Origin of the sequence: Achromobacter kerstersii, from assembly GCF_902859595.1 — a bacterium.
In the GTDB taxonomy this organism is placed as follows: domain Bacteria; phylum Pseudomonadota; class Gammaproteobacteria; order Burkholderiales; family Burkholderiaceae_B; genus Achromobacter; species Achromobacter kerstersii.
In genome coordinates, this window is sequence record NZ_CADIJQ010000005.1 from 157,597 (window position 1) to 182,598 (window position 25,002).

The 25,002-nt window shown below is 57.3% G+C and carries 18 protein-coding genes; 3 read left to right on the forward strand and 15 right to left on the reverse strand.

The features are described 5' to 3' along the window. Positions 1-51: 51 nt before the first annotated feature. From HV765_RS16530 to HV765_RS16550, 5 genes are all read right to left on the reverse strand, one after another. Positions 52-654, reverse strand: a complete 603-nt coding sequence (locus HV765_RS16530; protein WP_054420816.1) for a TetR/AcrR family transcriptional regulator — start codon at positions 652-654, stop codon at positions 52-54. A 128-nt stretch (positions 655-782) separates the two neighbouring features. Further along, the gene (locus HV765_RS16535; protein WP_175170386.1) at positions 783-1,091 is read right to left on the reverse strand and encodes a DUF4148 domain-containing protein; all 309 of its coding nucleotides are present in this window, start codon (positions 1,089-1,091) and stop codon (positions 783-785) included. Between the two features lie 101 nt (positions 1,092-1,192). After that, a complete protein-coding gene (locus HV765_RS16540) occupies positions 1,193-1,501 on the reverse strand; it encodes a DUF4148 domain-containing protein (RefSeq protein ID WP_054420818.1) in 309 nt (102 codons plus the stop codon). Between the two features lie 337 nt (positions 1,502-1,838). Beyond that, a complete protein-coding gene (locus HV765_RS16545; RefSeq protein ID WP_175170387.1) occupies positions 1,839-2,570 on the reverse strand; it encodes a class I SAM-dependent methyltransferase in 732 nt (243 codons plus the stop codon). Positions 2,571-2,621: 51 nt separating this feature from the next. Next, positions 2,622-3,599 carry a helix-turn-helix domain-containing protein gene (locus tag HV765_RS16550; protein WP_175170388.1) on the reverse strand — a complete coding sequence of 326 codons (978 nt, stop codon included), beginning with the start codon at positions 3,597-3,599 and terminating at the stop codon, positions 2,622-2,624. 245 nt (positions 3,600-3,844) lie between these two features. Here HV765_RS16550 and HV765_RS16555 point away from each other — a divergent pair, with 245 nt between their 5' ends. Further along, positions 3,845-6,067: a TonB-dependent siderophore receptor gene (locus tag HV765_RS16555; protein ID WP_175170389.1), complete on the forward strand. Its 2,223-nt coding sequence runs from the start codon at positions 3,845-3,847 to the stop codon at positions 6,065-6,067. Between the two features lie 62 nt (positions 6,068-6,129). Here the strand turns inward: HV765_RS16555 and HV765_RS16560 are convergent, their stop codons facing one another. Next, entirely contained in the window at positions 6,130-7,296 is a 1,167-nt protein-coding gene (locus tag HV765_RS16560; protein ID WP_175170390.1) for a mandelate racemase/muconate lactonizing enzyme family protein, read from the reverse strand. A gap of 112 nt (positions 7,297-7,408) precedes the next feature. On the opposite strand from HV765_RS16560, the gene HV765_RS16565 reads away from it, so the two are divergent. Further along, a complete protein-coding gene (locus tag HV765_RS16565) occupies positions 7,409-8,308 on the forward strand; it encodes a LysR family transcriptional regulator (RefSeq protein WP_175170391.1) in 900 nt (299 codons plus the stop codon). Between the two features lies 1 nt (position 8,309). On the opposite strand, the gene HV765_RS16570 is transcribed toward HV765_RS16565, so the two are convergent. From HV765_RS16570 to HV765_RS16585, 4 genes are all read right to left on the reverse strand, one after another. Beyond that, positions 8,310-11,120, reverse strand: a complete 2,811-nt coding sequence (locus HV765_RS16570) for a two-partner secretion domain-containing protein (RefSeq protein WP_175170392.1) — start codon at positions 11,118-11,120, stop codon at positions 8,310-8,312. Between the two features lie 790 nt (positions 11,121-11,910). Further along, positions 11,911-15,366 (reverse strand): DEAD/DEAH box helicase family protein, encoded by a 3,456-nt coding sequence (locus HV765_RS16575; RefSeq protein WP_175170393.1) that lies wholly within the window; start codon positions 15,364-15,366, stop codon positions 11,911-11,913. Between the two features lie 35 nt (positions 15,367-15,401). Continuing rightward, complete coding sequence (locus tag HV765_RS16580) at positions 15,402-16,577, reverse strand: restriction endonuclease subunit S (protein ID WP_175170394.1); 1,176 nt, start codon at positions 16,575-16,577, stop codon at positions 15,402-15,404. Continuing rightward, positions 16,574-18,052: a type I restriction-modification system subunit M gene (locus HV765_RS16585; protein WP_175170395.1), complete on the reverse strand. Its 1,479-nt coding sequence runs from the start codon at positions 18,050-18,052 to the stop codon at positions 16,574-16,576. The genes HV765_RS16580 and HV765_RS16585 overlap by 4 nt, the downstream gene beginning before the upstream one ends. Before the next feature lie 1,127 nt (positions 18,053-19,179). On the opposite strand from HV765_RS16585, the gene HV765_RS16590 reads away from it, so the two are divergent. Further along, positions 19,180-19,449: a type II toxin-antitoxin system TacA family antitoxin gene (locus tag HV765_RS16590; protein ID WP_175170396.1), complete on the forward strand. Its 270-nt coding sequence runs from the start codon at positions 19,180-19,182 to the stop codon at positions 19,447-19,449. Positions 19,450-19,461: 12 nt separating this feature from the next. Here the strand turns inward: HV765_RS16590 and HV765_RS16595 are convergent, their stop codons facing one another. The 5 genes from HV765_RS16595 to HV765_RS16615 all read right to left on the reverse strand — a co-directional run bounded on the left by HV765_RS16595 (position 19,462) and on the right by HV765_RS16615 (position 24,535). Continuing rightward, positions 19,462-19,665: a hypothetical protein gene (locus HV765_RS16595; protein WP_175170397.1), complete on the reverse strand. Its 204-nt coding sequence runs from the start codon at positions 19,663-19,665 to the stop codon at positions 19,462-19,464. Between the two features lie 490 nt (positions 19,666-20,155). Next, positions 20,156-21,508 carry a hypothetical protein gene (locus HV765_RS16600; protein WP_175170398.1) on the reverse strand — a complete coding sequence of 451 codons (1,353 nt, stop codon included), beginning with the start codon at positions 21,506-21,508 and terminating at the stop codon, positions 20,156-20,158. Further along, entirely contained in the window at positions 21,505-22,668 is a 1,164-nt protein-coding gene (locus HV765_RS16605) for an ATP-binding domain-containing protein (protein WP_175170399.1), read from the reverse strand. The genes HV765_RS16600 and HV765_RS16605 overlap by 4 nt, the downstream gene beginning before the upstream one ends. Positions 22,669-22,685: 17 nt before the next feature. Next, on the reverse strand, positions 22,686-24,035 hold the full coding sequence (locus HV765_RS16610) for a protein kinase domain-containing protein (RefSeq protein WP_175170400.1): 1,350 nt from the start codon (positions 24,033-24,035) through the stop codon (positions 22,686-22,688). Between the two features lie 20 nt (positions 24,036-24,055). Then, entirely contained in the window at positions 24,056-24,535 is a 480-nt protein-coding gene (locus tag HV765_RS16615; protein ID WP_175170401.1) for a hypothetical protein, read from the reverse strand. Positions 24,536-25,002: the final 467 nt, after the last annotated feature.

Here is a 25,002-nt window from a genome sequence, read left to right on the forward strand (position 1 = left end):
CATTTCTTTTGTAGCGACAATGTCAGGGCGGCAAGAGCACAAGGGCCAGCGTTATGCATCCGCCGCAGGTTTGCCCGCCTTGTCGCAAACCACATACAAGGCGCTGATCGCCTCGCACAGCGCGGGCGGCTGCTGGAACAGGCGTGCCACCAGCAGGCAGCCTTGCACCGTGGCGAACACCGCGCGGCCGGCGGCCTCGGCGGTGCCATTGAATTTCAACGTGCCCTGCGCGGCGCCTTCGGCCAGTACGCGGGCCAGCCACGCTTCGTGCGCACGGAAAAAGCCCTGCAATGCGCCACGCACGCGATCTGACAACGTCATGATGTCTGCGGCCAACATGCCGCCCAAACAGAGTTCGCCAGCGCCGCAAGCACGCGATTCCATCATCGACAGGTATTGCTCCAGCTGCGCTTGCGCGGGTTGCGTGGTGTCGATGGCGCGCACGTTACCCAGCGCGCGGGCGCTATAGGCCTCGACCGCTTCGTAAAGCAGATCGTCCTTGCCCGGGAAGTAGTAGTGAATGCTGGACGTCTTTACGCCCACATGCTCCGCCAGGTCGCGGTAGCTGAAACCATTGCACCCGCGCGTGCGGATGAGCTTCTCGGCGTGCGCCAGCAGCAGGTCTCGGGTGGTGTTGGGGGTCGGAGTGTCCATGGCTGAATATTACCTACTAATAGGTTGGTCCGGCATCGGGAGCCGCCCTAGTCTGTGGTCCAAAGCCCGTGCGAACCCCGGCCGGGAAACATCCCGCCCCCCGGGGTCCGCATGTGCCGGCATCCTGCTTAGCCTTGGACGGGCGGGTAATCCAGCTCGCCGCTTTCGGTCAGGCCTTGTGCGCGGGCGGCGGCCAGTTCTTGCGTCACTTGGGCGCGGGTCTTGTCAGCACCGGTCGAAGCGAACGCGGTGGCGGCGTAGCCTTCTTCGCCCGAGACCAGTTCACCGTTGGCGCGGGCGGCGGCCAATTCTTGCTGCACTTGGGCGCGGGTGACCGTGCTTTGGGTGTTGAGGGCGGGCGGGTAGTCCAACTCGCCAGCTTGAGCAGCGCCGATGAACGAGGCGGACAAAATCAGGGCGGTTACGAGGGTCTTCATGGTTGATCTCCAGTAAGGATCAGTACGGCAACAGGGTTTGAATACTGCGGATTCGACTTTTTGCACTATCTATCACTAGATAGATAGCCGTGTAAAAATGCTCAGCCTTGAACGGGCGGGTAGTCCAGTTCACCGCTTTCCGTCAGGCCTTGGGCACGGGCGGCAGCCAGTTCTTGCTTCACTTGGGCGCGGGTCTTGTCAGCGCCGGTCGAAGCGAACGCGGTGGCGGCGTAGCCTTCTTCGCCAGAGACCAGTTCACCATTGGCGCGCGCGGCGGCCAATTCTTGCTGCACTTGGGCGCGGGTGACGGTGCTTGCGGTGTTCAGGGCGGGCGGGTAGTCCAACTCGCCAGCTTGGGCGGCGCCGATGAAGGAAGCGGACAGAATCAGGGCGGATACGAGGGTCTTCATGGTTGATCTCCAGATCAGGGATTCGATAAAAATTTCGATTTAGGTTTAAGCTTCGGTTTCGTTGAGCTATCTACTTATAGATAGATAACGAGGGAAATAAAAAAGCGGTCCTACTGTATTTCTGGTTTCGGCGGCGGCGGGTTGTTGGGTTCGCTGCGTCGATAGATGAATCTTACCTACTACTAGATAGACAGCGCAAGCCGGTTTTGTGAAACCAGATATTTCATGATGCAGGGCGGCAACACGTCCGCCCCCTATACGCCCTATACGCCCTATACGCCCTATACGCCCTATACGCCCTTATACGCCCTACCCGCCCCAGGCCGCCCTAGTCCGCCTAGGACCGGCTCGCAGATACCAGCACCATCATCGGCCTGTCCTGCTCTTCGGCCAGCGCGGGCTGCGCCGCCAGTTGCTCAGGCGTTGGCGCCCACTCTTCTACATGCCGGATCGTAAAGCCCGTCTGGATCAGCAGGTTCAGGTAGGCGCCCAACGTGCGATGCTGCTTGACCACGCCCTTGGCCAGCCAATCTGTGGTGCGCGGTCCTTGCAATGCGTATTGGTTCAGCGGCCAGATACGCCTGCCCGACGCGTCCTGCACAAACCCCGGTTGCGCCGGCGCGGTGTAGATAGGATGCTCGGCCGAAAACACGAAGTGTCCGGCCGGCGTCAACGCACGGTGAACGGTGGCGAACAGGTCGGCCAGATGCTCGATGTAGTGCAGCGTCAGCGAGCTATAGGCCAGGTCATACCCGCTCACCGGCAATTGCAGGTGCTCAAGATCAGCGCGCTCGTAGTGAATGCGGGGCGACTGCGTGGTGACCCGCGCCCGGTCCAGCATGTTCTGCGACACATCCAGGCCCCGCACCTCGGCTGCGCCCTGCTCATCGGCCCACCGGCAAAACCAGCCGAAGCCGCAACCCAGGTCGATGACGCGACGGCCGCGCACGTCGGGCATCAAGGCACGCAACGCCGGCCACTCGGGCGCGCCGGCCAGGCCGTGCACCGACCGCGCCATCTGGCTATAGCCTTCGAAGAATTCGGGGGTGTCGTAGATGTTCTGCGTCATGCTGCGGCTCCTGGCAAATGCCTGCGGCAAGCATGCCACGCAGGGCCGACCTTACCAAGACCGTGGCGACACGCCATACCGCGCTTTGAAGATTTTGCTGAAGTGGCTCAGGCTGGAAATCCCGACGTCGCCCGCAGCCTGCGTCACGCTCATGCCGGCGGCAAGCAAGTCCGACGCGCGTTCAAGCCGCATATCGCTCAGGTACGCATGCACCGACCGGCCCATGCTGTCGCGCATCAACTGCTGCAAGCGCTTCTCCGACAGCCCAACCGTTTTCGCCAACAGCCCGGGCGGCCAATGCTCGGCATAGCGTTCGCGCAGCAGCGCGCAGGCCTGATGCACCCGCGAAAGCTCGTCGGCCGCTGGCCCGTTCAGCGCATCCGGCAGCGACAGCAATTGCACAAACCCCGACAGCATCTCCAATGATTTGGCGCGATACCAAAGCCGCCGCGCCTCGGCGGCGGGTGGCGGATCGCGAGTCAGGCTGCTGGCCAGCGCCAACAGGCTGGCGGGCGCGTCCAGCGCGGCGACCAACGAGCCGTGCGCCGGCACGCTGACGTCCTGCCGGAACCGCTGCCGCAATAGCGTCACGGGCCCGGTGTCGCCCGCACGCGCCAACGCCTCGGGCGTGTAGCGGATATCCACCATCCGCACCCGCTGATTCGCGGGCAAATGCGTGGCCCAGCCCACCGGCCGTTCATGGTTGAACAACAGCGCCGCGCCTGCGGCCACTCGCAAGGGTTCACCGCCTTCGAGCGCCAACGTGGCTTCGCCTTCCTGCCAGACCTGCATGCCAAAGACGGGCGCCCCCGGTGCGGGAATCGTCAAGGAACGCTTGGGGCTGCCGTCCAGCACCACCAGGCTCACGCCGTCGTCGACGCGCAACACGCATTCGATGATGGCTTCCCATTCGTCGGTGGCAGGCACCGTCGGCAAGGTACCCCGCCACCATTCATGCGGCTTTGCGCGCGTGGTGTTGGGGTCAGGCAGAGACGGAAGGGACAAGGGCGCGGTGGCGCGGGCGGACATAGGAGAGGCGGGCGGGAGAAAGGCGAAACCACAAAGAGAAAGCGAAACGCGAAAGCCAAGAACTGAAGGCCAAGGCACTGAAGAACACGGCCCCGAAGACAACCCAGACCGCGCAGAAAAACGGGGGGGCAGCAAAACCGTTAATCGGCGCCGAAAAAACGTCAGACAGGCGGCAAGACTTCTGGAATCATGCCGACGCACAGGAATGATTCTTGTTAATTATAAATTGCCCCAGGGGAAATACCGTGTCCTTTTCCGTCAAGCCGCTGCCGTTGGCGCTGCTGGCTGCCCTTGCCGCGTCGGTCCCCGCCGCCGCCCAGACCACTCAAACCGGCCAAGCTGCCCCAGGGGCGGCCACTGGCGTGACCACGCTCGCCCCCGTGCTGGTGCAAGGCGCACGTGACGCCTCGCCCACGTCCGGCGCCGACTACGTTGCGACGCGCAGCCGCTCGGGCACCAAATCGGACGCGGCGCTGATCGACACCCCGCAAACCATCAACGTCATCACCCGCAATGAAATGGACGAGCGCGGCGTGACCTCCGTCGCCCAGGCCGTCCGCTACACCCCCGGCGTGTTCGCTCAATACGGCGACAACGACGTGCGCTATGACTGGCTGACCGTGCGCGGTTTCACACCATCGCGGTATCTGGATGGGCTGCTGCTGCCGTTTGGCGCGCGCGGCTATTCGCAACCGCGCATCGACACCTATGGCCTTGAGCGCATCGAAATCCTGAAAGGCCCGTCGTCGGGACTGTATGGACAAAGCGCGCCCGGCGGTCTGGTCAACATGACCAGCAAACGTCCCACGGCCGAACCCTTCAATGAAGTGGTGTTGCAAGCCGGCAGCTTCAACCGCTATCAAGGCGCGTTCGACTTTTCTGGCCCGGCCGACGAAGAAGGCAAATTCCTGTACCGCCTGACCGGCACGCTGCGCGACAGCGACACGCAGTACCAGCACGTGGACGACGAACGCCAATTCATCGCCCCCAGCTTCACGTGGCGCCCGTCGTCTGACACCAGCTTGAACCTCAGCGCGCAGTATCAGAAGATCACCAGCCACGGCGGCGGCGGCGCGCCCGTGCTGCCCGTCATCGGCACGCTGGAAAAGAGCGCCACCGCGGGCTACATCCCGCGCGACCGCTTCGTGGGCGAGCCGGGCTACGACATCTTCACCAACGAACAAGCGATGGTCGGCTACACGTTGGACCACCGTATGAACGACACGTGGAGCCTGCGCCAAAGCGCCCGCTACACCAATGTCGATACCAACACGCGCCGCGTGCAGATCGGCGCAATGCTGTCGGACACTCAAGCCGTCCGCTACGCCTGGGCCTTTCCGGAAACGTCGCACACCTTCCAGATCGACAACCAGTTGAACGCCAAATTCAACGCCGGCCCCACGCGCCATGACGTCACCTTCGGCCTGGACTACCTGCGCGAAAAATCCCGCTACAACGAGAGCAGCCTGGGCCTGATGCTGCCGCCGGCCTCGCCGCTGTTCAACGTGTTCGACCCGGACTACGGCACGCCCGTGACGCGCCCCGCCACGGCCAACAAGATCAACATGACGCGCAGCCAGCTGGGCCTGTACGCGCAAGACCAGATCGAACTTGACCGTCTGCGCTTCACCTTCGCCGGCCGCTACGACTGGACCGAAGGCACCACCAACAACGGCGTCGCGGGCAGCGGCGGCCAATGGGCGTGGACATCGCGCACTGCCGATGCCGACCGCTTCACCGGCCGCGCGGGTGTGACCTACCGCTTCGACAACGGCATCGCGCCTTACTTCAGCTACTCCACGTCGTTCCAGCCGATGACGGGCATCACGCGCGACGGCTCGCCGCTCAAACCCACCACCGGCGAACAATACGAAGCCGGCGTGAAGTACCAGCCCGACGGCTACGCCAGCTTCGTCACGCTGTCGGCCTTCCAGATCACGCAGAAAAACGTCAGCACGCCGGACCCGGTGAACACCAGCTTTGTCGTGCAGACGGGCGAAGCGCAGGTGCAGGGCATCGAACTTGAAGGCAAGGCCAGCTTTGACAATGGCCTGGACCTGACGATGTCGTACGCGCTGAGTGACAGCGAAGTCACGAAAACCAATGTCGCCGCCCAACGCGGCAATCAGATGATCTTCGTGCCGCGTCATCAGGCCGCGCTGTGGGCCGACTACACCCTGCGCGACGGCCCGCTGCAAGGCGTGGGGGTGGGCGCAGGCGTCACGTATCGCGGGGGCTTCTACGGCGACTTGAACAACCGCTACGCCATCCCCGCCGTCACGCTGGTGGATGCCACCATCCGCTACGATCTGGGCCGCGCCAGCCCGTCGCTTGCCGGCGCGCAAGTCGCGCTGAACGTCTCCAACCTGTTCGACAAACGCTACGTCGCCAACTGCCTGGGCACAGCCGTCAGTTGCTACTGGGGCGCGGAACGCACGGTGATGGCGACGTTGCGGTATCGCTGGTGATGGGCGGGTAATGGGCGGGTGAAGGGCGGGTGAATGGCGACTAAACCCCGCGCGGTCATGGCCTATGCCGACAATTCCCGCATGACGGCAATCAGGTCCGACTTGCCTTCGAAACCAATGCCGGGCAAGTCCGGCATCGTGACGTAGCCGCCGTCAACCTTCACCCCATCGGGGAATCCGCCAAACGGCTGGAACAGGTCGGGGTAGCTTTCATTGCCGCCCAGCCCCAAGCCCGCTGCAATGTTCAACGACATCTGGTGGCCGCCGTGCGGAATGCAGCGGCTGGCCGACCAGCCATGCTCGCGCAGCATGTCCAGCGTGCGCAAATACTCCACCAGCCCATAGCTCAGCGCGCAATCAAATTGCAGCCAATCGCGGTCGGGGCGCATGCCGCCGTAGCGGATCAGGTTGCGCGCATCCTGCATCGAAAACAGGTTTTCGCCTGTCGCCATCGGGTTCGCGTAGTAGTTGCGCAAGGTCGCCTGCAACTCGTAATCCAGCGGATCGCCCGCCTCTTCATACCAAAACAGGTCGTACTGCGACAGCGCCTTGGCGTACTGGATGGCCGTATCCAGATCGAAGCGGCCATTGGCGTCCACCGCCAGCTTCTGCCCGTCTTGCAGCACGCTCAAGATGGAATCGATGCGGCGCAGATCTTCGTCCAGCGACGCGCCGCCAATCTTCTTCTTCACCACCGTATAGCCACGGTCGATATAGCTGCGCATTTCGTCTTTGAGCTTGCCGTGGTCCTGGCCCGGGTAGTAATAGCCGCCGGCCGCATAGACGAACACGCGGCGGTCGGCCTGGCCGTTGCCGTAGCGGTCGGCCAGCAGCTGGAACAACGGCTTGCCTTCTATCTTCGCCACCGCATCCCACACCGCCATATCGATCGTGCCAATCGCCACCGAACGCTCGCCATGGCCGCCCGGTTTTTCGTTCGTGAACATGGCGTTCCAGATCTTGTGCGGGTCCAGATTCTTGCCCGTCGCGTCCAGCAACGACTCCGGGTCGGCTTCCATGATGCGCGGGATGAAACGCTCGCGCATCAGCTTGCCCTGGCCGTACCGGCCATTCGAATTGAAGCCATAGCCCACCACCGGCTTGCCGTCGCGGATCACATCGGTGATTACGGCGACCAGACTCAGCGTCATCTTGCTGAAATCGATATACGCGTTGCGAATGGGCGAGCTGATGGGAAGGGTCTGTTCGCGGATCTCGACGATTTTCATGAGGGGTCTCCTGATGCGCCGACTGTGGCGGCGTTGTGGCTGCGGAACCCCTAGCGTAGGGGCGATCACCCGCACTAAGATTCACTCATATTCATTTGATTATTAACTTTCAGTGAAAACCGAAATCGCGTCCGAACTGGAATTTTTCATCCACCTGGCCCGGCTAGGCAGCCTGTCCGCCGCCGCGCGCGAGCTGGATCTGACACCGCCCGCCGCCACCAAGCGGCTGGCGCTGATGGAACGGCGGTTGGGCGTGCGGCTGGTCAACCGCAGCACTCGAACCCTTAGCCTGACGAGCGAAGGCGAGACCTATCTTTCCCACGCGGTGAAGATCCTGGCGGACTTGCGCGACATGGAAGACGCGGTTTCCAGCAGCGGCGCCACGCCACGCGGCGTGCTGAAAGTGAACGCCACGCTGGGTTTTGGCCGCACGACCATCGCCCCGCTGGTGTCAGACTTCGCCAAGCGGTATCCCGACGTGCAGGTGCAGCTAGAGGTCACGGACCGGCCCGTTGATCTGGTGGAAAGCGGATTCGATCTGGCGATCCGGTTCGGCGAACTGCCCGATAAACGCCTAAGCGCCCGGCGCGTAATGTCCAACGGCCGCTTCCTATGCGCCTCCCCCCGTTATCTGGACAAACACGGCACGCCCGCCACGCTAGCCGATCTGGCCTCGCACCGCTGCATCCTGCATACGCAAAACGATGAAGCGCACGGCGTGTGGCGGTTCATGCACGCAGGCGAAAGCGTGGCCATCAAAGTGGACGGCGCGTTGTCCAGTAATGACGGCGATATCGTGCTGGGTTGGGCACTGGATGGCCACGGCATTTTGATCCGCTCGGAATGGGATCTGGCCAAGTATTTGAAAAGCGGACGGCTGCGGGTGGTGTTACCCGACTACACACTGCCATCCGCGGATCTTTTTGTTTATTACCCGCAACGCAGAAATCAAACTGCGCGGGCGCGAGCGTTTATTGATTATCTGGTTGAGGTGTTTCAGCGGCCGAGTTGAATCACCATTCGAATTTCCCTTGATCGAGTCCAACCTGGCGGCCGTCATCGCCGTTGACGGTGCCGGAACCCTGGGATTGGCGGATCTCACTCTCGGTTCTATACGCGTCAGGGTGAAGATTCCATCCCACAAGGCTACCCAGGATGCCCCTGCCGTAGGCGCTGCCACTGGATGCAGACCGTTCAATGACGCCCGTATTCATGCCTACCAACCCGCCCACTGCATCTTGATCGTCACGGCCGACCGCATTGCCGCTGGCATAGGAATCAATGATCAGGGCAGTCCTTCCGTTCGCGCTGGCATTCGTTCCTACCAATCCCCCCACACTGCCCGTCGGATGCCCAGGGCTGTGACTCCCGGCTATCGCCGAGCCGGTAGCCGAAGACTGGCGAATAATCCCCCCGCGGTTCCTTCCTACTAACCCGCCGACGGCATTATCCCCACTGCCCGTTATGTCACCCGACGCGTGGCCGCGAAGAATTAGCCCGTTGTTCTCGCCTACCAAACCGCCCACGCCGCTAAAGTAAGAACGCGCCACCACATGTCCTGATGCGCGCGAATCCGTAATGGTTCCGGTCCAGCCATTCAGCCCAACCAGCCCGCCCGTTTGATAGGCGCTGGCGATAAGACCCATCGCGTGGCTATTACTGATGGACCCGTAGTTGGCGCCAACCAAGCCGCCCGTATAGAACTCGCCGTTGGCGCCGCCCGTCGCGTAGGCATATTCAATGCTCCCGTTTTTTTCGTTTTTGCCGACCAATCCTCCGGCAACTGACACGCCTGCGCGAATGACTGTCGTCGAGTAGGCGTGCGCGATACGCCCCTGGTTCGAGCCAACCAAGCCGCCTAATTCACCCACCGAGGCACCCCCGCCTGCAACGCCGAGCACGCCCCCGCGGGAGTGTGAATTCAAAACGTCGCCATAATTCACGCCGACCAACCCGCCCAACGAGTCATTGGATTGCGTCGTACGGATTTCGCCCCAGGCGTAGGCATACTTCACCACCCCACCGTTGACTCCCACCAATCCACCCGCGACATTATGACGACCAGGCTGGTTAACGGAAATGCTCAGTTGCCGCAAGCCGATGTTCCTGAGCACGCCGTGCGAATTGCTGAATAGTCCTACGTGCCCCGTTGGGTTTGACGAGTCGGCCTTAATCTTCAGGCTATCGACCGCATGCCCCATGCCAGTCAATACGCCTTCGAATCTTTGCGTCGAGCTCGAGTAATCTCCACCAATGGGCCGAAAACCCCCGCGCGCATTCCACGAGCCCGTTTCGTGGGCATCAATGGCATTCGCCAGTGCATAGGCGCCGCTCAGATTATTCTCGATGGCTTGCAGCTCATGCACATTTCGGATCAGTTGATAATCCTGCCCATTAATGCGCAAGCTGGCTTGTGAGCCGGGCAACGTCACCGTGACGTCCTTGCCAAAGATATAGTCGGCGTCGGCGCCATGGTTCATCACAAACCCGGCCTTATCCCCGCTTGCCTCGACATTCGCATTCAGCCGCACAGACTTCTTTGCGTCCAGGCTCAGCGTCGTATCCGCATCCCAAGCAATCTCTTCAAGAACGCGAAGGTCTCCTTGCGTGGACGTCAGCGCGATATTGTTTTTAGACAGCTGCCGGCTCAGATGCTCGCCGCTGATGCCGCTGACCAACGGCACTTCTTGCGTTGTGACGCTGATTTGATCGGCTTCAAGCGTCAGCCATCCGCCATTGCCCAGCGCCGCGCGCGTATCAGCCTGCGCGCTGGCTTCCATCTGCACTTGCCGGCCCTGAACCAGAACGTTGCCGCCGTCACCTTGGCTACCGGCCGTCGCCAACAGATTGCCGCGCACGTCCACGCGTTGGCCTTGCACGGTGATATCGCCAGCGTTACCGCTGAACGCGCTGCTGTCCAACGTGCCTGCGGCCACTACCGCGCCTTGCGCGCCGCCATCCAGCACAATCTTGCCCGAGCGGCCATTCAGCGTTTGCGCTTCGATCAAGCCCTGGTTGTTCACGACTGCATGCGCCACGGCGTTACTGGCTCGGGCGTGCAGCGTCACCTGGCCGCCCTGAGCCGTCAGCGCATTGTGGTTGCTGACCAGCGCATTCAACTCCGCCTGATCAATCTCTACGTTGAGCAGCCCATCGTCGGAAAGGCCAAGCGTAATGCGCTGCCCTGAAGCCAGCGCGATGGCGCCCTGTTTGGCGCGGATGACGCCCTTGTTCTCAACCTGTCCGCCCAGCAACGCAATCGTTCCGCCGTCTGCGGCAATCAACACGCCTTCGTTGATAACGCCTGCCGGCGTCGCGCGGCCATCGCCAACAAATCGGAATCGGCCTTCTTGGAGATCTTCATTGCTCAGGTTCAATGTGGACGCCACCAAGCCGCCTACGTCGACCTTCGCAGTCTTGCCGAACAGCACGCCGTTCGCGTTGATGATGAAGACACGCCCGTTGGCGTTCAGCTGACCCATGATCTTGCTGCCTTCGGTGCCGGCAACCCGGTTCAAGGCAATGGCGTTGGCGTCGGGCTGCTGAAAATCCACGCGGCTGCCCGAGGCGATATGGAAACTGTTCCAGTCGATGGACAGCTTGGAGCTGGTCTGCTGGATTTTCTTTGATAGGCGGTTGGGCTCCGAGATACTGCCTTGGCCGCTGGTGATCTTGCCGCCCACGGGCAGGTTCTGAGCGTAGGCTGAACCGGCAAGCAGCAATGCGCACGACGAGACGCCCCCTAACAACACGATTAATTTCCGTAACGCGCGACGCTCACGTCGTTCTGCTTTATTTTCGGAAACCCGGCGGCGATGGTTCATTTCTCTCTCCTCGTCTGAATTATTAGAAATGATTGAGACGAGGCTAGCACGGCACATAAAGCCGAATACCGATTAAAAATTTCGCGGCAAAATATGATTATTAATGCCGACTATTTAGTATTCCTCTCATTGATTTAATGACTTAAAAATGAAAATCCCCCGCATTTGCGGGGGATTTGAATAACAACTTACTCGTTCGGAAATATCAGAACGGTTATACCCACAAAAAAATGTTGATTGAAACCAAAACGTCCTTTAAAAATTCCGAGCCCGCTGAACGAAACTGTTGGTAAGGATGCCTAGCACCATCCAATCTCAGTCGTTTTAAGGGGTTTCTCCGTGTTTTGTGGGTAGCTAGCACCGCTGTCCCCACAACCAACCTCCACAACTGGCAGACCAAGCCTACTTTAGGTAGATGTTCGGTCAACCGATGCTTCGCGGTCTGCTCCACGTGACCTTTCGGCGTCTCTCCGTACAAAGATGCTCCCTTTGGGCTTCATCAATAGCTTCTCGTCGGGGAGCAACAGCCCTTTTTCCTTGGCTCGATATTCGATCCGTTTCCTGACCTTGCTTCCTGCCAACTCTGCAGACGGGTGAAACTGTGCAGCGCCAGCTAGTTGATCCGTCAGTCCCATTTCACCTGTGGCAGGGTCCATCGTGAGATAGAGAAGTCTGTCACCCCTAACCACCAACATTCTGTACACATTCTGGGACTTTGGCTCTTGGGGCATGTACGTCTCCGCTTAAAAGCTCTTCAGTGGGGCTCGTTGTCGATTCAACATAAGTTTGCTCACGCGGCCTTCCGAGCAAGCTCATCCAGGATCCCAACGATCGCCTCCGCGTCCGCATCACGGAACGCGCCATCCAATCCTTCATGATGAATACTGGTGAATGGAGCGTCATAAAGTTGGCCGGGATCGACGGCTCCTTGCCGAGTAAGCCGCTCGATGATCATTTCCACAAAACGGATCTGCTGGCTGTTGTAACGCGTGCTATCCAGGAAGATGCCGAAGGCCTCCTTGGCCGCGTTGCGATCCAGGCCTACCAGAGAGCGTATAAACTGCGGTAGCGACACCTCGCCAAACTCCTGCACAAAACGATCCCGGCCGCCAACCGCTTCAGCTTCGTAGACAAATCGCTCCAACTCGGTCAGATCCGTCGGCGTCAAGGGTTTGGCAAAGCGTAGCTTGGCCATGGCGACGTGATTCTCGTTGGCCCGTATCCAGGCCTCGACCTTGCGCTTGTACTGCGCGGTGTTGATGCCCGTGCTGAAATCCCGCAGTTCGGCCTTACTGGCGGCGCCGAGGACATCCTGCAAATCGGTGTAGACCGGCCCGATGGACCTACGCTCGATAAACTGAATCAGGCCGCGTAGATGCTTACGCAGATGCTCAATGATCGCCAGAGTGATGTCCTGCCAGTAGGCTTCGGTCTGCACTTCCTGGATCAAAGGCAGCTCCTGCTTGACTGCCGGGATGCTCTGCACGTTTTCCAACGCCATGGCTAATTCAATCACCCGGTCACGATGACGGACGAAATCCTGGCTGCGCTGGACAATGGCGATTTGCAGGCCCAAACAAGTCATGTCAAACAGCTTGGCGGTGATGTCTTCTTCGGGCAGTTGACTGGGCAAGCCCGCGACGTGGTCACGTAGTTCGACATAATCCGTTGCGCCGAGCGTGTTCCAACACCCTCTGTCGGTGAACTTGTTAACGTGCTCGCGCTGTTCACGCACGAGGAAGTTATCCAGGTTCATCGCCGCCACTTCATCATGCAACTGCGTCTGCAAGGCTGCTTGCAGGCCTTCCAAGGCGTTGTAAGCAACCGTCCCCTGTTGCAGCGTATCTCTTCCACTTCGTGGCGCGTCAGGCAGCAGAGACAACAACTCCAGGCGGCGCTTGAACAGGCGCTTGCCCAGCGGCTCGCTCATAGGTGACGGCGCGCCAGCGGGGTTTTCGTTGAAAAACTCGAAATTCCCGCAAAAATCAAAGATCACGAACTCGGTCTTGTCCAGCCCAGGGCCAAACAAGTCTTTAGACAGGCGCGTGCCACGCCCGATCATCTGCAAGAACTTGACCTTGGAACGCACTGCCTTGAAAAACACCAGATTCACTACCTCGGGCACATCGATACCGGTGTCCAGCATATCCACGGAGATAGCGATCTGCGGCAGCTTAGCGGCTACGCTGAAGTCATCGATCAGCGATTGGGCATACGTCACCGCGTGGGTGATGACGCGGGCAAAGTGCCCCTGGTACTGCGGATAGTTGTGGTCAAAGCGCTTGGCGATGAACTTAGCATGCTCCTGGTTCACCGCGAAGATGATGGTTTTGCCCAGTCTATCCCCACCTTCCACCTTGATGCCGTGCAGCATCAGATGCTGGAGCATCTTGTCCACGGTATCGGTATTGAAGAGCTTTTTGTTGACATCCGAGGCCTGCACCTCGTCGGGCGCTTCGAGGTCGCCCCAATCCAACGACTCCCAGTGGTCTTTTTCTTCGCCGGAAAGCTCGTCGTATTTGATGCCCTCACGCACGAACTTCAACGGCACTGATTGCATGGTGGGCTTGACCAGATAACCGTCAGCCACCGCCTCATTCAGGCTATAGGCATCCGTAGGCACACCCTTTTCCAGGCCAAACAGCTGGTAAGTATCGCGATCCACCTCATCACGCGGCGTGGCGGTCAAGCCGACTAGGTAGGCATCAAAATAGCGAAAGATCGCGCCGTATTTTTGGTAAACGCTGCGGTGTGCCTCGTCGATGACGATCAGGTCAAAATACCCCGCACCATACTTGCGCTGCACCCCGTCCATTTCCTCTATCAGACCCATCATGGTCGGATAGGTAGAGAGAAACACGCGCCCCTGGCCGTCTTTGTCCTGAACCAGGTTGACCGGGCTGGAGTCCGGCAAGTGCGCCTTGAAGGCATTGGTGGCCTGCCGCACCAGCGCCACGCGATCAGCCAGGAACAGTACGCGCTTGACCCAGTTGGCACGCATCAGAAGGTCGATCAGGGCCACGGCGGTGCGGGTCTTGCCGGTGCCGGTAGCCATAGTCAGCAAAGCGGCGCGATGCCCCGCCATGAAATGCTCGCCCACCGCGCGGATGGCGCGTGTCTGGTAGGCGCGCTCGACGATGCTACTGCTGATATCCAGACCACGCAGGTCCTGGTGCAGGGAGCGGCGGCTGATGGCCAGCTCCAGCTCGTCACGGGAGTAAATGCCGGACACTTCGCGCGGCGCGGCGCGTTTGTCGTCCCACAGCCAGGTCTTGTGGCCGTTGGTATAAAAAATCAACGGGCGCTGGCCCTTCATCTGTTCCAGGCAATCGGCGTAGAGCTTGGCCTGCTGCCGCCCGACTTCCGGGTCGCTGAAGCTGCGCTTGGCCTCCACCACGGCGAGCGGCTTGCCGTTCTGCCCCCACAAGACGTAATCTGCAAAGCCTCCGCCAGGCTTGTTGGGCATGCCGACCAGCGGCACCTCGACGCCCATATTGTCGCCCTCTACCCACCCGGCTTCGCGCAGGAGCACGTCAATAAAGCGTCTGCGAGTCTCGGCCTCGGAATAGTCGTGTGTGTCCGGGACGGCGATATTGGCGGCCTTGGCCATGGCCAGCTCGGCACGCGCCCGCGCCAGTTCGGCATCCAGTTGGGCCAGCCGCGCTTCGTACTCAGAGGAAGTAGCCGCCACGACGGCGATCTGCTTCTCGCGCGCCTCGATCTGGGCGGTCTGCGCCTGCAGGCGCTCCTTGAACTGGGCCTCCTGCTTTTTAAGCTCGTCCCGAGTGAAAGCGACTGCCTCATCGGCGTTAACCAGGTGCGGAATACGCTTTTCGTCCCAGTCGGCGACGAGGGATTTGGGATCGCTGGCACGCGTAAAGGTGCGCGCCAGCCAGTACATCACGTGGAACAGCTCGCGCACCAAATGCAGCGAGTCGCCATGGCGAATGGGTGCGCTGCCGTGCACGGCCCGATTCCCCAGTTTCTGAATTAAGCGGGTCTTTTGCCGTATCTGGGGTGGTACCAGGGCCTCGAACGCTGGCTGGGTCAGCAGCACGCCCAGGCTGTCGTCATACGGCAGGCGCAAGGTCAGGTCATGCTCGTACAACCAGTGCACCACCTGCTCCAGCGCGTGGCGAGTGCGCATGCAGGCTGCGCGCGGGTCGGAATACACCAAATGCTCGGCGCTTACTGCCGGATCGTATAGCGATTCGAATTCCGCGCGGAGAAACTGGAAGTTGCTCATGACCTAGTGAAAGCCTGGACTGGTAACTCGATATGTCAGAGTTTGCCAGAGAAAGCGCGTTGTTGCAGGCTGGCGAAGAGTTCATCTAGTTTCTTCGCCCCCTCCTGCATCCTCTGCTTTTGCGCCCTAACCGCTCGAACATAGTGCTGAAATTTTCGTTGCAACTCGCTCGGTGGAACCGGCAACTCTATTGTGCCGAACTCTCTAGCGTTGATGTTCGCCATGCCAACGATGTTTTTGCACATATTACGCAGGATAGCCTTGCCCCAGACTGAATTCAAAAAAGCAGAAATATATTCCGGCGCATTGCTTTGATTGACTCTTCCACGAACCAGATAACCTGCATATGCCATCGGAATCGGGCCTTCGTAAACCGCAGTTTTTCCGACTAACTCTTTACTGTTGGTACGATTAAAAAGTATGTCACCGGGCTCAACAAGATACTTTTCATCTGCTTGCTTTGCCGTGATGTACTTCAGCTCAGACAACTCAATCTGGCCCGAGTACGTCAAATTGTTCATGCGCAGAATGGGAATTTCACCCTCCTGCGTAGCCTTATCGGAAGAACCATATTTCACGGAGTCGAGCAGATCGGCAATCTTACGTATCGGCCAACCCTTCGGATTCGTCACCGGATCGCCAAACATCTCGACGAACACCGATTGCAGCAGTTCATCTAACTTTGCAATGGCGGTGCGGCGCTGGGCGCGCAGGGCGTCTGCCTTGTCGAGGATGGCGGCGATGCGACGTTGTTCAGAAAGCGGTGGTAAGGGAACCAATACCGTCTTGACCAACGTGGTATTAAGATTCTTTACTACCGCACCTGCTGCTATGGACGAGAACTGGCGATAAGTATGATCGCTTCCTAGCACATGATAGAAAAAATCTTGATCAACAATCCTCTCATCACCACTAAGGACCAGCCATCCGTCATGAATACATCCATCGGTCTGAAGAATATATGGTCGACCAAAACTCATTGAATTTGTTAGTAAGAAATCCCCCGGCTTTACTCGTCTAGACTTGAGAGCTCCTGACTGAAGAATTTTCTTTTTTGTTTTCTTTATGTACTTTGAGCTATTGGATGCATCCTTAATTGAAATCCAATTGACACCATCAGATGCATCTGTAATGTAAGCATCAATAGGCCGCGGCGAACCACCGCGTGCAATGTCAAAAATTTCTCCCAATGGAACGCGTGGAAAACTCATGCGAGCATCCCCTCCAGCTCCTCCGTCCCCTTGGAGATCTCTGCCTCCAACGCCCGCAACTCCCCGATAATCTTCGCCGGTGACTCATACTCGACCACCTCATGCACCACCTGCTTATAGCGGTTGATGCTCAGATCATAGTCATTCCCTGTAAGCTCATCCTTGGGTACCAGGAAGCTCTGTTCGGTGCGTTCGCGCCCCACCTCCCCGGCCTGGTTCTGCCAGCGGCTCAGGATATCCGGCAGGTTATCGTTCTCGTGCTTGGCATGACCCAGCTCATTGCGCTTATCATCCAGCGAATAGCCGTCGGCGCTCATGTCGTAGAACCACACCCTGTCCGTTCCACCGGAGTTGGTCTTGGTAAACAGTAGGATGGCCGTGCTCACGCCGGCGTAGGGGCGGAACACGCCCGAGGGCATGGAGACGATGGCGTCGAGCTTCTGCTCTTCGACTAGCATCTTGCGCAGGGTCTTGTGCGCCTTGCTGGAACCAAACAGCACGCCATCAGGCACGATCACCGCCGCTCGTCCACCCGGCTTGAGCAGGCGAAGGAACAAAGCCAAGAACAGCAGCTCGGTCTTTTTGGTCTTGACCACGCGCTGCAAGTCCTGAGCCGTGCTTTCGTAATCCAGGCTGCCAGCAAAGGGCGGATTGGCCAGGATCAGGCTGAACTGCCCCTCTACCCCGGCATGGCTTTCGCTCAGGCTGTCGCGGTTTTCGATGGCGGGATTTTCCACGCCGTGCAGCAGCATATTCATGCTGCCCACGCGCAACATGGTGCTGTCGAAATCGAAACCGTGGAAGGTATCGTGGTTGAAGCGCTTGGCGCTTGCTTGGTCGGTGTAGATCTCGTTGCTGTGATGGTGCTGCAGGTACTCTGCTGCCGCCACCAAGAAGCCCGCCGTGCCACAGGCCGGGTCGCAGATGCGGTCGGTAGGCTTGGGGGCCATCATCTCCACCATCAGTTTGATGATGTGACGCGGCGTACGGAACTGGCCGTTCTGCCCCGCGCTGGCGATCTTACCCAGCATGTATTCGTAGAGATCGCCCTTGGTGTCGCGGTCATCCATGGGGATAGCGTCCAGCATGTCCACCACCTTGGCCAGCAGCGCGGGCGAGGGGATGGTGAAACGCGCATCCTTCATGTGCGTGGCGTAGGTGGAATCGGCCTCACCCAAGGTCTTGATGAAGGGGAAGACTTGGTTGGCAACCACGTCGTAGAGCGTGGCTGCGTCGCCCAGTTGCTTGAACACCGACCAACGCAGGTTCTGCAGCTCGGGGCCGAAAACCGGCTCTTCTATGGGCTTGCGCAGTCGCGCAGCCTTTTTCTCGCGCACGCTGTGGATTTCGTCCAGGCGCTTGATGAACAGCAGGTAGGTCATCTGCTCGATGACTTCCAAGGGGTTGGAGATGCCGCCGCTCCAGAATGCATCCCAGATGCGGTCGACCTGCGATTTGATAGTGCCTGTAATCATCTAATCTCTACTGAACTGGCCCCGCACGGAAGGCGCGAGCGGGCGCATTAACTGGCAAGGGGTGGGGCTACCGCCATTCACGGCCAAGTATCTTAGTGCATGGCGTCGGTGTACGTTGATGTGCTTCTAGGCGCGTTAATGCGCCCGTCCGCTGGCGCGAGGGATTAGCCGCAGGCTACAGAGCAATGAGGGGATCGCGTCCGGTCCGCACCTAGACGAACGAAACACTCACGCAATGGGCACAACATATACGGCATGCACAACGCCGATGGAGGGGGGTGATGGCTAGAAGTCACGCACGAGACCAGAGCGCGTCGTGTCACTGCATTCGTGACATCGCCCTGACTCGACCGACGTTCGGCCGATCTGCCAAGTGCCGCACTCCGGCATCCATCGATTCTGTAAGTTTGGAGTAAAGCATGCTCTCAACCCTCGACCCGGCCTGCACAATGTACGCCACCTTGAGTTTTGCCGAGAAATGGAACACGCCAAAGTAGGGCTGGGCAAAAAGGTCGATTCTTGAAGTGCACCACCCGCTCCCGCCCCTGTCCAACGGCCTCTGCGTATACGCACCCACCAACTCGAAAGTTAGGCACCCCGGTAGCCTTGAAACCACACGGCTAGCGTCAGCTTATGGGTACGCTACGGCAACGTGGTCGCAGAGTGCCGATCAGATTTCTCGGCCGCAGCCTCCTCTGTCGCTCTTGGCTCCTTTACGTCAGTTCGCCCAAATGGGCTTTTCCACCTGGTCGTGTAGGCAAGTTTGGGATCCACTGCAGCTTCGAAGGCTTGACCCAGGTCCCCTTGCTCGCCAGAGGCCAATCCGCCCTCTCCCAAAATTTCCGGAATCTTCATGCTCCGCCGGCCCCCTGCTGCCTCAACATTTTTTTCAGCCTCTCTTTTGATATACGCGCTACCTACGAACTAACCATTTCGACCACAGCATTAGTCTGGAAATTCACAACCGAACGTTAGTTTGGCCATGAAAGTAGCCGTTTAGGCGAACCCAGCGGACGGGCACTCCCAGACGCGCGGAAGGGTTTGAAGCGTCCGCGCCAGACGATCTTCTGGCTAGCGACCCGATAAGCTTACACTGCGGGAGCCGCTCCAACCTCGAAAGGTTAAACATGCGCGAATCGGATCAGTTCAGAATTGAAATAACACCAGCACTCCATGCCCTTCTGGAACGTGCGGCCACGCTGAAGGGCAACACTTTAGAAGAGTTTGTCGCTCAAACGCTAACACGTGTCGCTGAGGCAGCAATGCCTAAAAATGATTTAATTTTTCTGTCTAAAGCGGGTCAAGAGGCGCTCGTTGAGTCATTGCTCGACCCGCCTCCACCAAACGCAGCCTTAAAAAAGGCGTCCCAGCAACACAAGAAACTTTTTGGGTATTAGTCCGAAGGCTCGTCAACGAAAGGGTTTCCCCAGCTTTCCGCTTTTGGTGAGCACACCAGACCGTCGCAACGCCTCGAGGGTTTTTTCGATGCCAATGTCGTAAGGGTTATCTGCTGGAACCTCCACCTCGAGAACTTTAATACGAACAGGTAGGCGTCGCTCACGCAATACCGTCTCGCGATCCAAATCGGGGGCGCCCGACTGCTTCGCGGTCAATGAGGCTCGTGAGCCAACCTTCGAGTACCGAGCAATGACCTTCGTACGATACGCGGCAGCAGAATTTTTTCCCATGATTAAGTCCGTCCGTGGGCGCTATAAATACTACCTCTATAGCGGTACGCGCGCAGCCAAACCGGAAAAGAACATTCTGCGTTTAGGCCTCGTAAGGTGACCACTCAAAAATCCTCGATTTCCCGGCATTTTAGTTTGCCGATATTAACGCTGCAGCCGACACGCGAGTGAGCATCAACGATGCCCGCCGCTTACATTCCTACCGGTCCCATTGATTAACGCACGGGCGATTCGTAAATGCCCAGGAGGGCGACGCGCGTATTCACGCTCGCTCGTCCGACGCAATATACATGGAACTAACGTGGGTGGTGTTGAAGCGTTCGACGTGGACGTTATGTTGTGGCTTATCCGCCGGGATGAATTCGAGCTTTATGCCCCAAGCATCCGTCCCACGTGATGATCAACCCCTCCCATATTAACGAATATCTTTTGGCCGCCGCCGCGAGCTTGCCGCGGAATCTGGCTTTGACCGCCTTACTTCAATCAGACCGTATGCACTTTCCAGGGCACGCAAAGCTGTTCCGAGATTCTCACGCAATAACTCCTCACGCTCTGCTGCGTCCGACCGTTGTTCCGATCTCTGGGCGGCAGCCCTTCGCTTTATGACGTTTCCAAAGCTCCCTGAAACCATCGGCGCGAGTTCTACGTCAACCAGCCACGGTGATCGCGTACGAAAGACAATGGGATCAGCGCGTCTTATATCATGGAGGATTCGGAGTTCTGATATCGAAATATCTGAATTCTCATCGCCGTTAAGCTGAAGACTATTGTTCAACACGGCCAAGCCAAAGCCATTGAACTGCCGAAGAGCCACTTCTTTGCCAAACATTACCGTAAACGCGCAATAGGCGACAGAGACCGCCCCTCCTTTATCATCATACTTCTTTGATAGCTCAAGAAACTCAAATGAACCCGGTTCAATTAGGCTAATTAAAAAACCTTGCTCCAAAGGGTTGCGCGTTTCGCCGTCCGAGCGCTTAAGCGCTTCCATTATTATGTCGAATCTCTTTTCTCGACTCTGAATCCCGTTTAGCGACTGTACGACCTGCGGAAGCGACCTTTGAAGAAAATCCCTTTGACTAGAACTTACTTGCGACTCAGCCCATGCTTGAATTTGCTCTGCAAGAAACCTCTCCGTAGCCCCCTTACGATCCTCCAGGTCCGAAACTGATTGCAAGAATCCGCACATTCTGGCGATATGAACCCGTGCCTCGACATCGACCTCATTTGCGGTCAATACGCTCGCTTCAAGCCAACGGCCGAGAATGTCGGCGATAAATTCGCTCGGCCAGCCTCTCATAAGCGCCTGAGCGCAGACAAACGACAAAGTGCGGCGCACTCCATCCCCACCAACGAACCGCAAGTCGGTATCACCGCCGCCAGTCATCAAGAGTTCCCCCATGATAAGACCGACAAATCCGAATGCAGCCATTGTGCCTAAGGGCCTTTCAATCAACGCACCGGCTTTATCGAAGTCCTCCGTGAACCAAGTCCGCATGACTGACGTTATTGGACTAATCCCCCCAGGGAACGCGAGCATCTTTGGCAAAAATTTCGTCAAGACAGCTTCCGGGCCAATAAGTATCGCCGGGGTGTCAGCACTCCCCCCTTTATTGCGGGTCCACACCACGCGTACCTGATGCGGGTATAGCATTTGCCAAACCTCTTGACGTTGAGCCGGGCGAGCGAGTGCACGCACTTCTCCCAGCCGTCCAAAATTTCGCATCAGATTTTCAGCGTCAATATCCGCAATCAAGAAATCTTTCATGATTTTTTTCCAAACAAATTCTTTACGGCAATTTTTGTCGGATTGGGCTTTGCGAGTGCAGACGCAAAGAAAGGGTGAAGCGGCTTATCGTGGTATATAGTTAGCGCAGTTTTCGCTCGCGTCACTGCCATAAATACAACCCGCCTTTCATGCTTTTGATATTTCGGAAAAAGATCCGCTGCGATAACATGCGCACTCCGAAACTCAAGTCCTTTCGCCGAATGAACTGTGCTTACCCACACGGGCAGTTTTGGATCGAACATAGTTCTAGACATAGCGTTTGTCACTTGATCAGCAAGATCAGGTACTGCACGAAGCTGCTCAACCAAGGTCGCAACAAAGCTTCGATCTTCGGGTACTAAAACGCCTATTAGCTGCCCAGGATATACAGCCAATTGCTTAACCAGTTTGGGGATCAATTCCACTATTTGGTCAGGCAACTGAATATTTGGCACTACTTCTACATTGCCAGGGTCACCTTTATATTGGTGAGTCCCCAGCATAGGTTCGTGACCAAATTTACCTGCCATGACCTTATCGGCCACTTCCAGAATTGCTGGAGCCACGCGATAGTGATACTTCAGCTTAACAGATGCGTTCCACGCGTGCGATTGAAGCCAGCCACCGTCCTGTGATCCAATGTTGTAGATCCCTTGTCGCAAATCTGCAGCGCAAGAAAGATTCTTTGCAAGATACTTAAATATCTCGAGATCCTCATCTGAATAGTCCTGCGCCTCATCGATGAATAACAGCGGGTACGAATTTCGACCCAGGCCAGAACGCATCATGGTATTCATTGCCGATTTCAATGCCGAATCTCGCTCCTTGTACGATTCGCCATCCCTTCGTTCTGGCAGACAGCCATGATCACCTAGAACTTGCTCCAGTAACTTTCTCTGTGTGATGATCCTATTGACGGGAAATGCATATAAGTCAGCCCCCGTTCGAATAAAATTTTGCAATAAATTCGTAAAACAAATTATGTAGAACTCTGCATCCGGAGACGCCAAAAACAAATGATTGGCGCGAAGGAGTAGAAGATTCGTCTTACCGCTCCCCGGAGGGCCAGAAAGAATAATATCCTTATCGAGATCTTCTCCGAGAATCTTGAGCTGCTCCTCGAGCAAATCATTCTCATCAACCCACCAAGTCCCTGACATTTCCAACGCCTCCCTTTCTACCGTCTAATCAGTTCTTCAATTATTGAAAGCATCCAAGCCTGAAACACGTCGGCGAATCCATCAAGGCTCTGCATGGCAGGACCAAGACTATTCCAGCCGATTTCCGTTTCAGCTAAGCCTTTCGATGCCCTCGCGTAAACGTCGATAAGACTACTATCCTCTTTCAGAGCGACAGCAACTTGAATGCGAAATGGTAGAGTCAGACCCAAGTTTGGAGCGGCGACGAAGGTATAAGTTATCGCGGGATTTGGATACAGCCCGCCAACGAGGTCGGTCGATCTCGTTGGCACAATCCTTCCAAGCTCGGCAAGCGCATTGTCGAATTGAGCCCTAGTGGCACGTACTATCGTGCGTAAAGCGATGGCTTTGAGGCGCCGCGCCTCTGCGTCCTCGATTGCATCAACGCGACCAAGGATATCGCCAATTGAAAGCTGCCGCTGCAGCGCGTCTTTCCGGGCCTGAAGAGTGGGCCGGTGCGATACCGAGTCCGACCGCTTGAAGTCTTCCCATCGGATCAGTTCGAGCCGTTCGATAGGCTTTTTCAAAAGACACCGGGTGGCTAAGTTGCAAAGTCGGGAATCAACGTCATCCGACTTCACAACGACAGAATCATTGTCAATGGCTCTCACTAAGTCGGCGTGCCTGGCGGTTGCGTATTGAAAAATCGGCTTCCTTACGATCAAGTCATGCAAGACTGCTCCAATTTGATAGAAGGTAATAGCTCTCCATCCATCCAAGGTGTCTTCTTCGCAGCCATGAATCATTTCGGTTGGGCTGTACTGATGGGTGCCAACGAAAGCTTTTGAAACCTGTAGAAGAGTCGCCGAATCATCGCCTGGCGGCCTCAACACGCCAAAGTCAAGCAACTTTAGCGAGCTTAAATCCTCACTCACATGAATATTGTCCGGCTTGATGTCACGATGCGTAAACCCCCAATTCTCAAGCTGCATAGCTGCGCTGGCCAACTGCTCAATAAGCGAAGCTATGTTTTCGCGAGGTATCAAATTGAGAGTTTCGGACAACCTTCTGCCCGGAGCAACTTCCATGGCGACAAATATATGTCCCGTGTCTTCGCAAACACCCGCATCGAGCACGCGCACCAAATTAGGGTGATTCTTATCGATGAGCTCCCGCTCTCGATTAACCCTAATTAGCTGGGCTTCCCGCCCGTATTGCTCCATCAAACCTGGATGAAATATTTTTAAAACCGCTTTAGCCTCACCCTTACTGACGTGAAGCACTACAGCTGACTTACCATGTGAACAGTAATTCCCTAGCTCCCAACCAGCTACCGCCCCGCCGGCCAACAGCGAATCCGAGAATACTTTTGCTTCTGCGAAGTCCATCCCCCCCCCACAAGACAGAATTATCTTAAGCTGTACCGGAATTTTTCCGCGACAAGCATGACCTCATTGCCACTGGCAGCCGCTGCTTCCAAACCATCATTATGGTGGTGAATGAACCCAAGCAAATCCATATCAGCCCGCATTTTATCTGGCGATGCATCAGTTATGCGCCAATAAAATTGATAGTAGGCAAACAAATCTTTGCATTTTGTGCTGTAGCACAACGAGTAATTACCTATTGGCTCTATCGCAATTATCACCGATGCTTGAGTTTTGTATCCCGCAGCAATGGCGACGTCCCCCGTACAAAACAACGAGCTTCCGCGATAGTCGACTCCAAAACGGTCCTCAAACCATCCTTTTAAAACCTCATGCACGGCAACGGGTGTATCTCTTGGTTGCCTGGCTCTCTGTAAGTTCGGATTGGCGATAATCCCATTTATCCCTGAAAGATATTTTTTAGAATGTGCTCGAAAGAGCATTGAAGCGCCTACATTCATCTTTCTCTCACATCGAAAATAATCGAAATTTCGGCCACCTAAGTAGGAACTTACTTCCAGCTTATCCCGCACCGACTTCGCTACGACAATTTTTCGAGCACCTCGTGCGATTGTCCGAACTCGATTGGCCACTACGTTTCGAACACCCTAGGTACATCCGAGCCGTAGCCCGTGACGGAAAAGGCGAAGTCTATAACGTAAAGTAACAAAAACACGGATTTTGATCCACTCTGCGTTGGCTTTTGAAGAGGAACAACAGGCGATATAGTTTTGAGGGAAGGTGCATAAAGGAATGCCTAAACTGGCCCAGCACTTTCCAATTAATGAGGCGATGAGGCGAAATTCGCTTGAAGAGAACTCGCGAAGAGGCTTTGACCTCAGCGCGTTACTTAACGGCTTGCAGAGTGAGCATCTTCTATGCCTTTCGACTCGCCGTGTTCCGGCTTTGGGAGCGGGACGTTCAACAT

Bases quoted from the DNA above. Each gene is read 5' to 3' on its own strand.
- HV765_RS16530 (WP_054420816.1), bottom strand. From the start codon at position 654: ATGGACACTCCGACCCCCAACACCACCCGAGACCTGCTGCTGGCGCAC.
- HV765_RS16535 (WP_175170386.1), bottom strand. From the start codon at position 1,091: ATGAAGACCCTCGTAACCGCCCTGATTTTGTCCGCCTCGTTCATCGGC.
- HV765_RS16540 (WP_054420818.1), bottom strand. From the start codon at position 1,501: ATGAAGACCCTCGTATCCGCCCTGATTCTGTCCGCTTCCTTCATCGGC.
- HV765_RS16545 (WP_175170387.1), bottom strand. From the start codon at position 2,570: ATGACGCAGAACATCTACGACACCCCCGAATTCTTCGAAGGCTATAGC.
- HV765_RS16550 (WP_175170388.1), bottom strand. From the start codon at position 3,599: ATGTCCGCCCGCGCCACCGCGCCCTTGTCCCTTCCGTCTCTGCCTGAC.
- HV765_RS16560 (WP_175170390.1), bottom strand. From the start codon at position 7,296: ATGAAAATCGTCGAGATCCGCGAACAGACCCTTCCCATCAGCTCGCCC.
- HV765_RS16570 (WP_175170392.1), bottom strand. From the start codon at position 11,120: ATGAACCATCGCCGCCGGGTTTCCGAAAATAAAGCAGAACGACGTGAG.
- HV765_RS16575 (WP_175170393.1), bottom strand. From the start codon at position 15,366: ATGAGCAACTTCCAGTTTCTCCGCGCGGAATTCGAATCGCTATACGAT.
- HV765_RS16580 (WP_175170394.1), bottom strand. From the start codon at position 16,577: ATGAGTTTTCCACGCGTTCCATTGGGAGAAATTTTTGACATTGCACGC.
- HV765_RS16585 (WP_175170395.1), bottom strand. From the start codon at position 18,052: ATGATTACAGGCACTATCAAATCGCAGGTCGACCGCATCTGGGATGCA.
- HV765_RS16590 (WP_175170396.1), top strand. From the start codon at position 19,180: ATGCGCGAATCGGATCAGTTCAGAATTGAAATAACACCAGCACTCCAT.
- HV765_RS16600 (WP_175170398.1), bottom strand. From the start codon at position 21,508: ATGAAAGATTTCTTGATTGCGGATATTGACGCTGAAAATCTGATGCGA.
- HV765_RS16605 (WP_175170399.1), bottom strand. From the start codon at position 22,668: ATGTCAGGGACTTGGTGGGTTGATGAGAATGATTTGCTCGAGGAGCAG.
- HV765_RS16610 (WP_175170400.1), bottom strand. From the start codon at position 24,035: ATGGACTTCGCAGAAGCAAAAGTATTCTCGGATTCGCTGTTGGCCGGC.
- HV765_RS16615 (WP_175170401.1), bottom strand. From the start codon at position 24,535: ATGAATGTAGGCGCTTCAATGCTCTTTCGAGCACATTCTAAAAAATAT.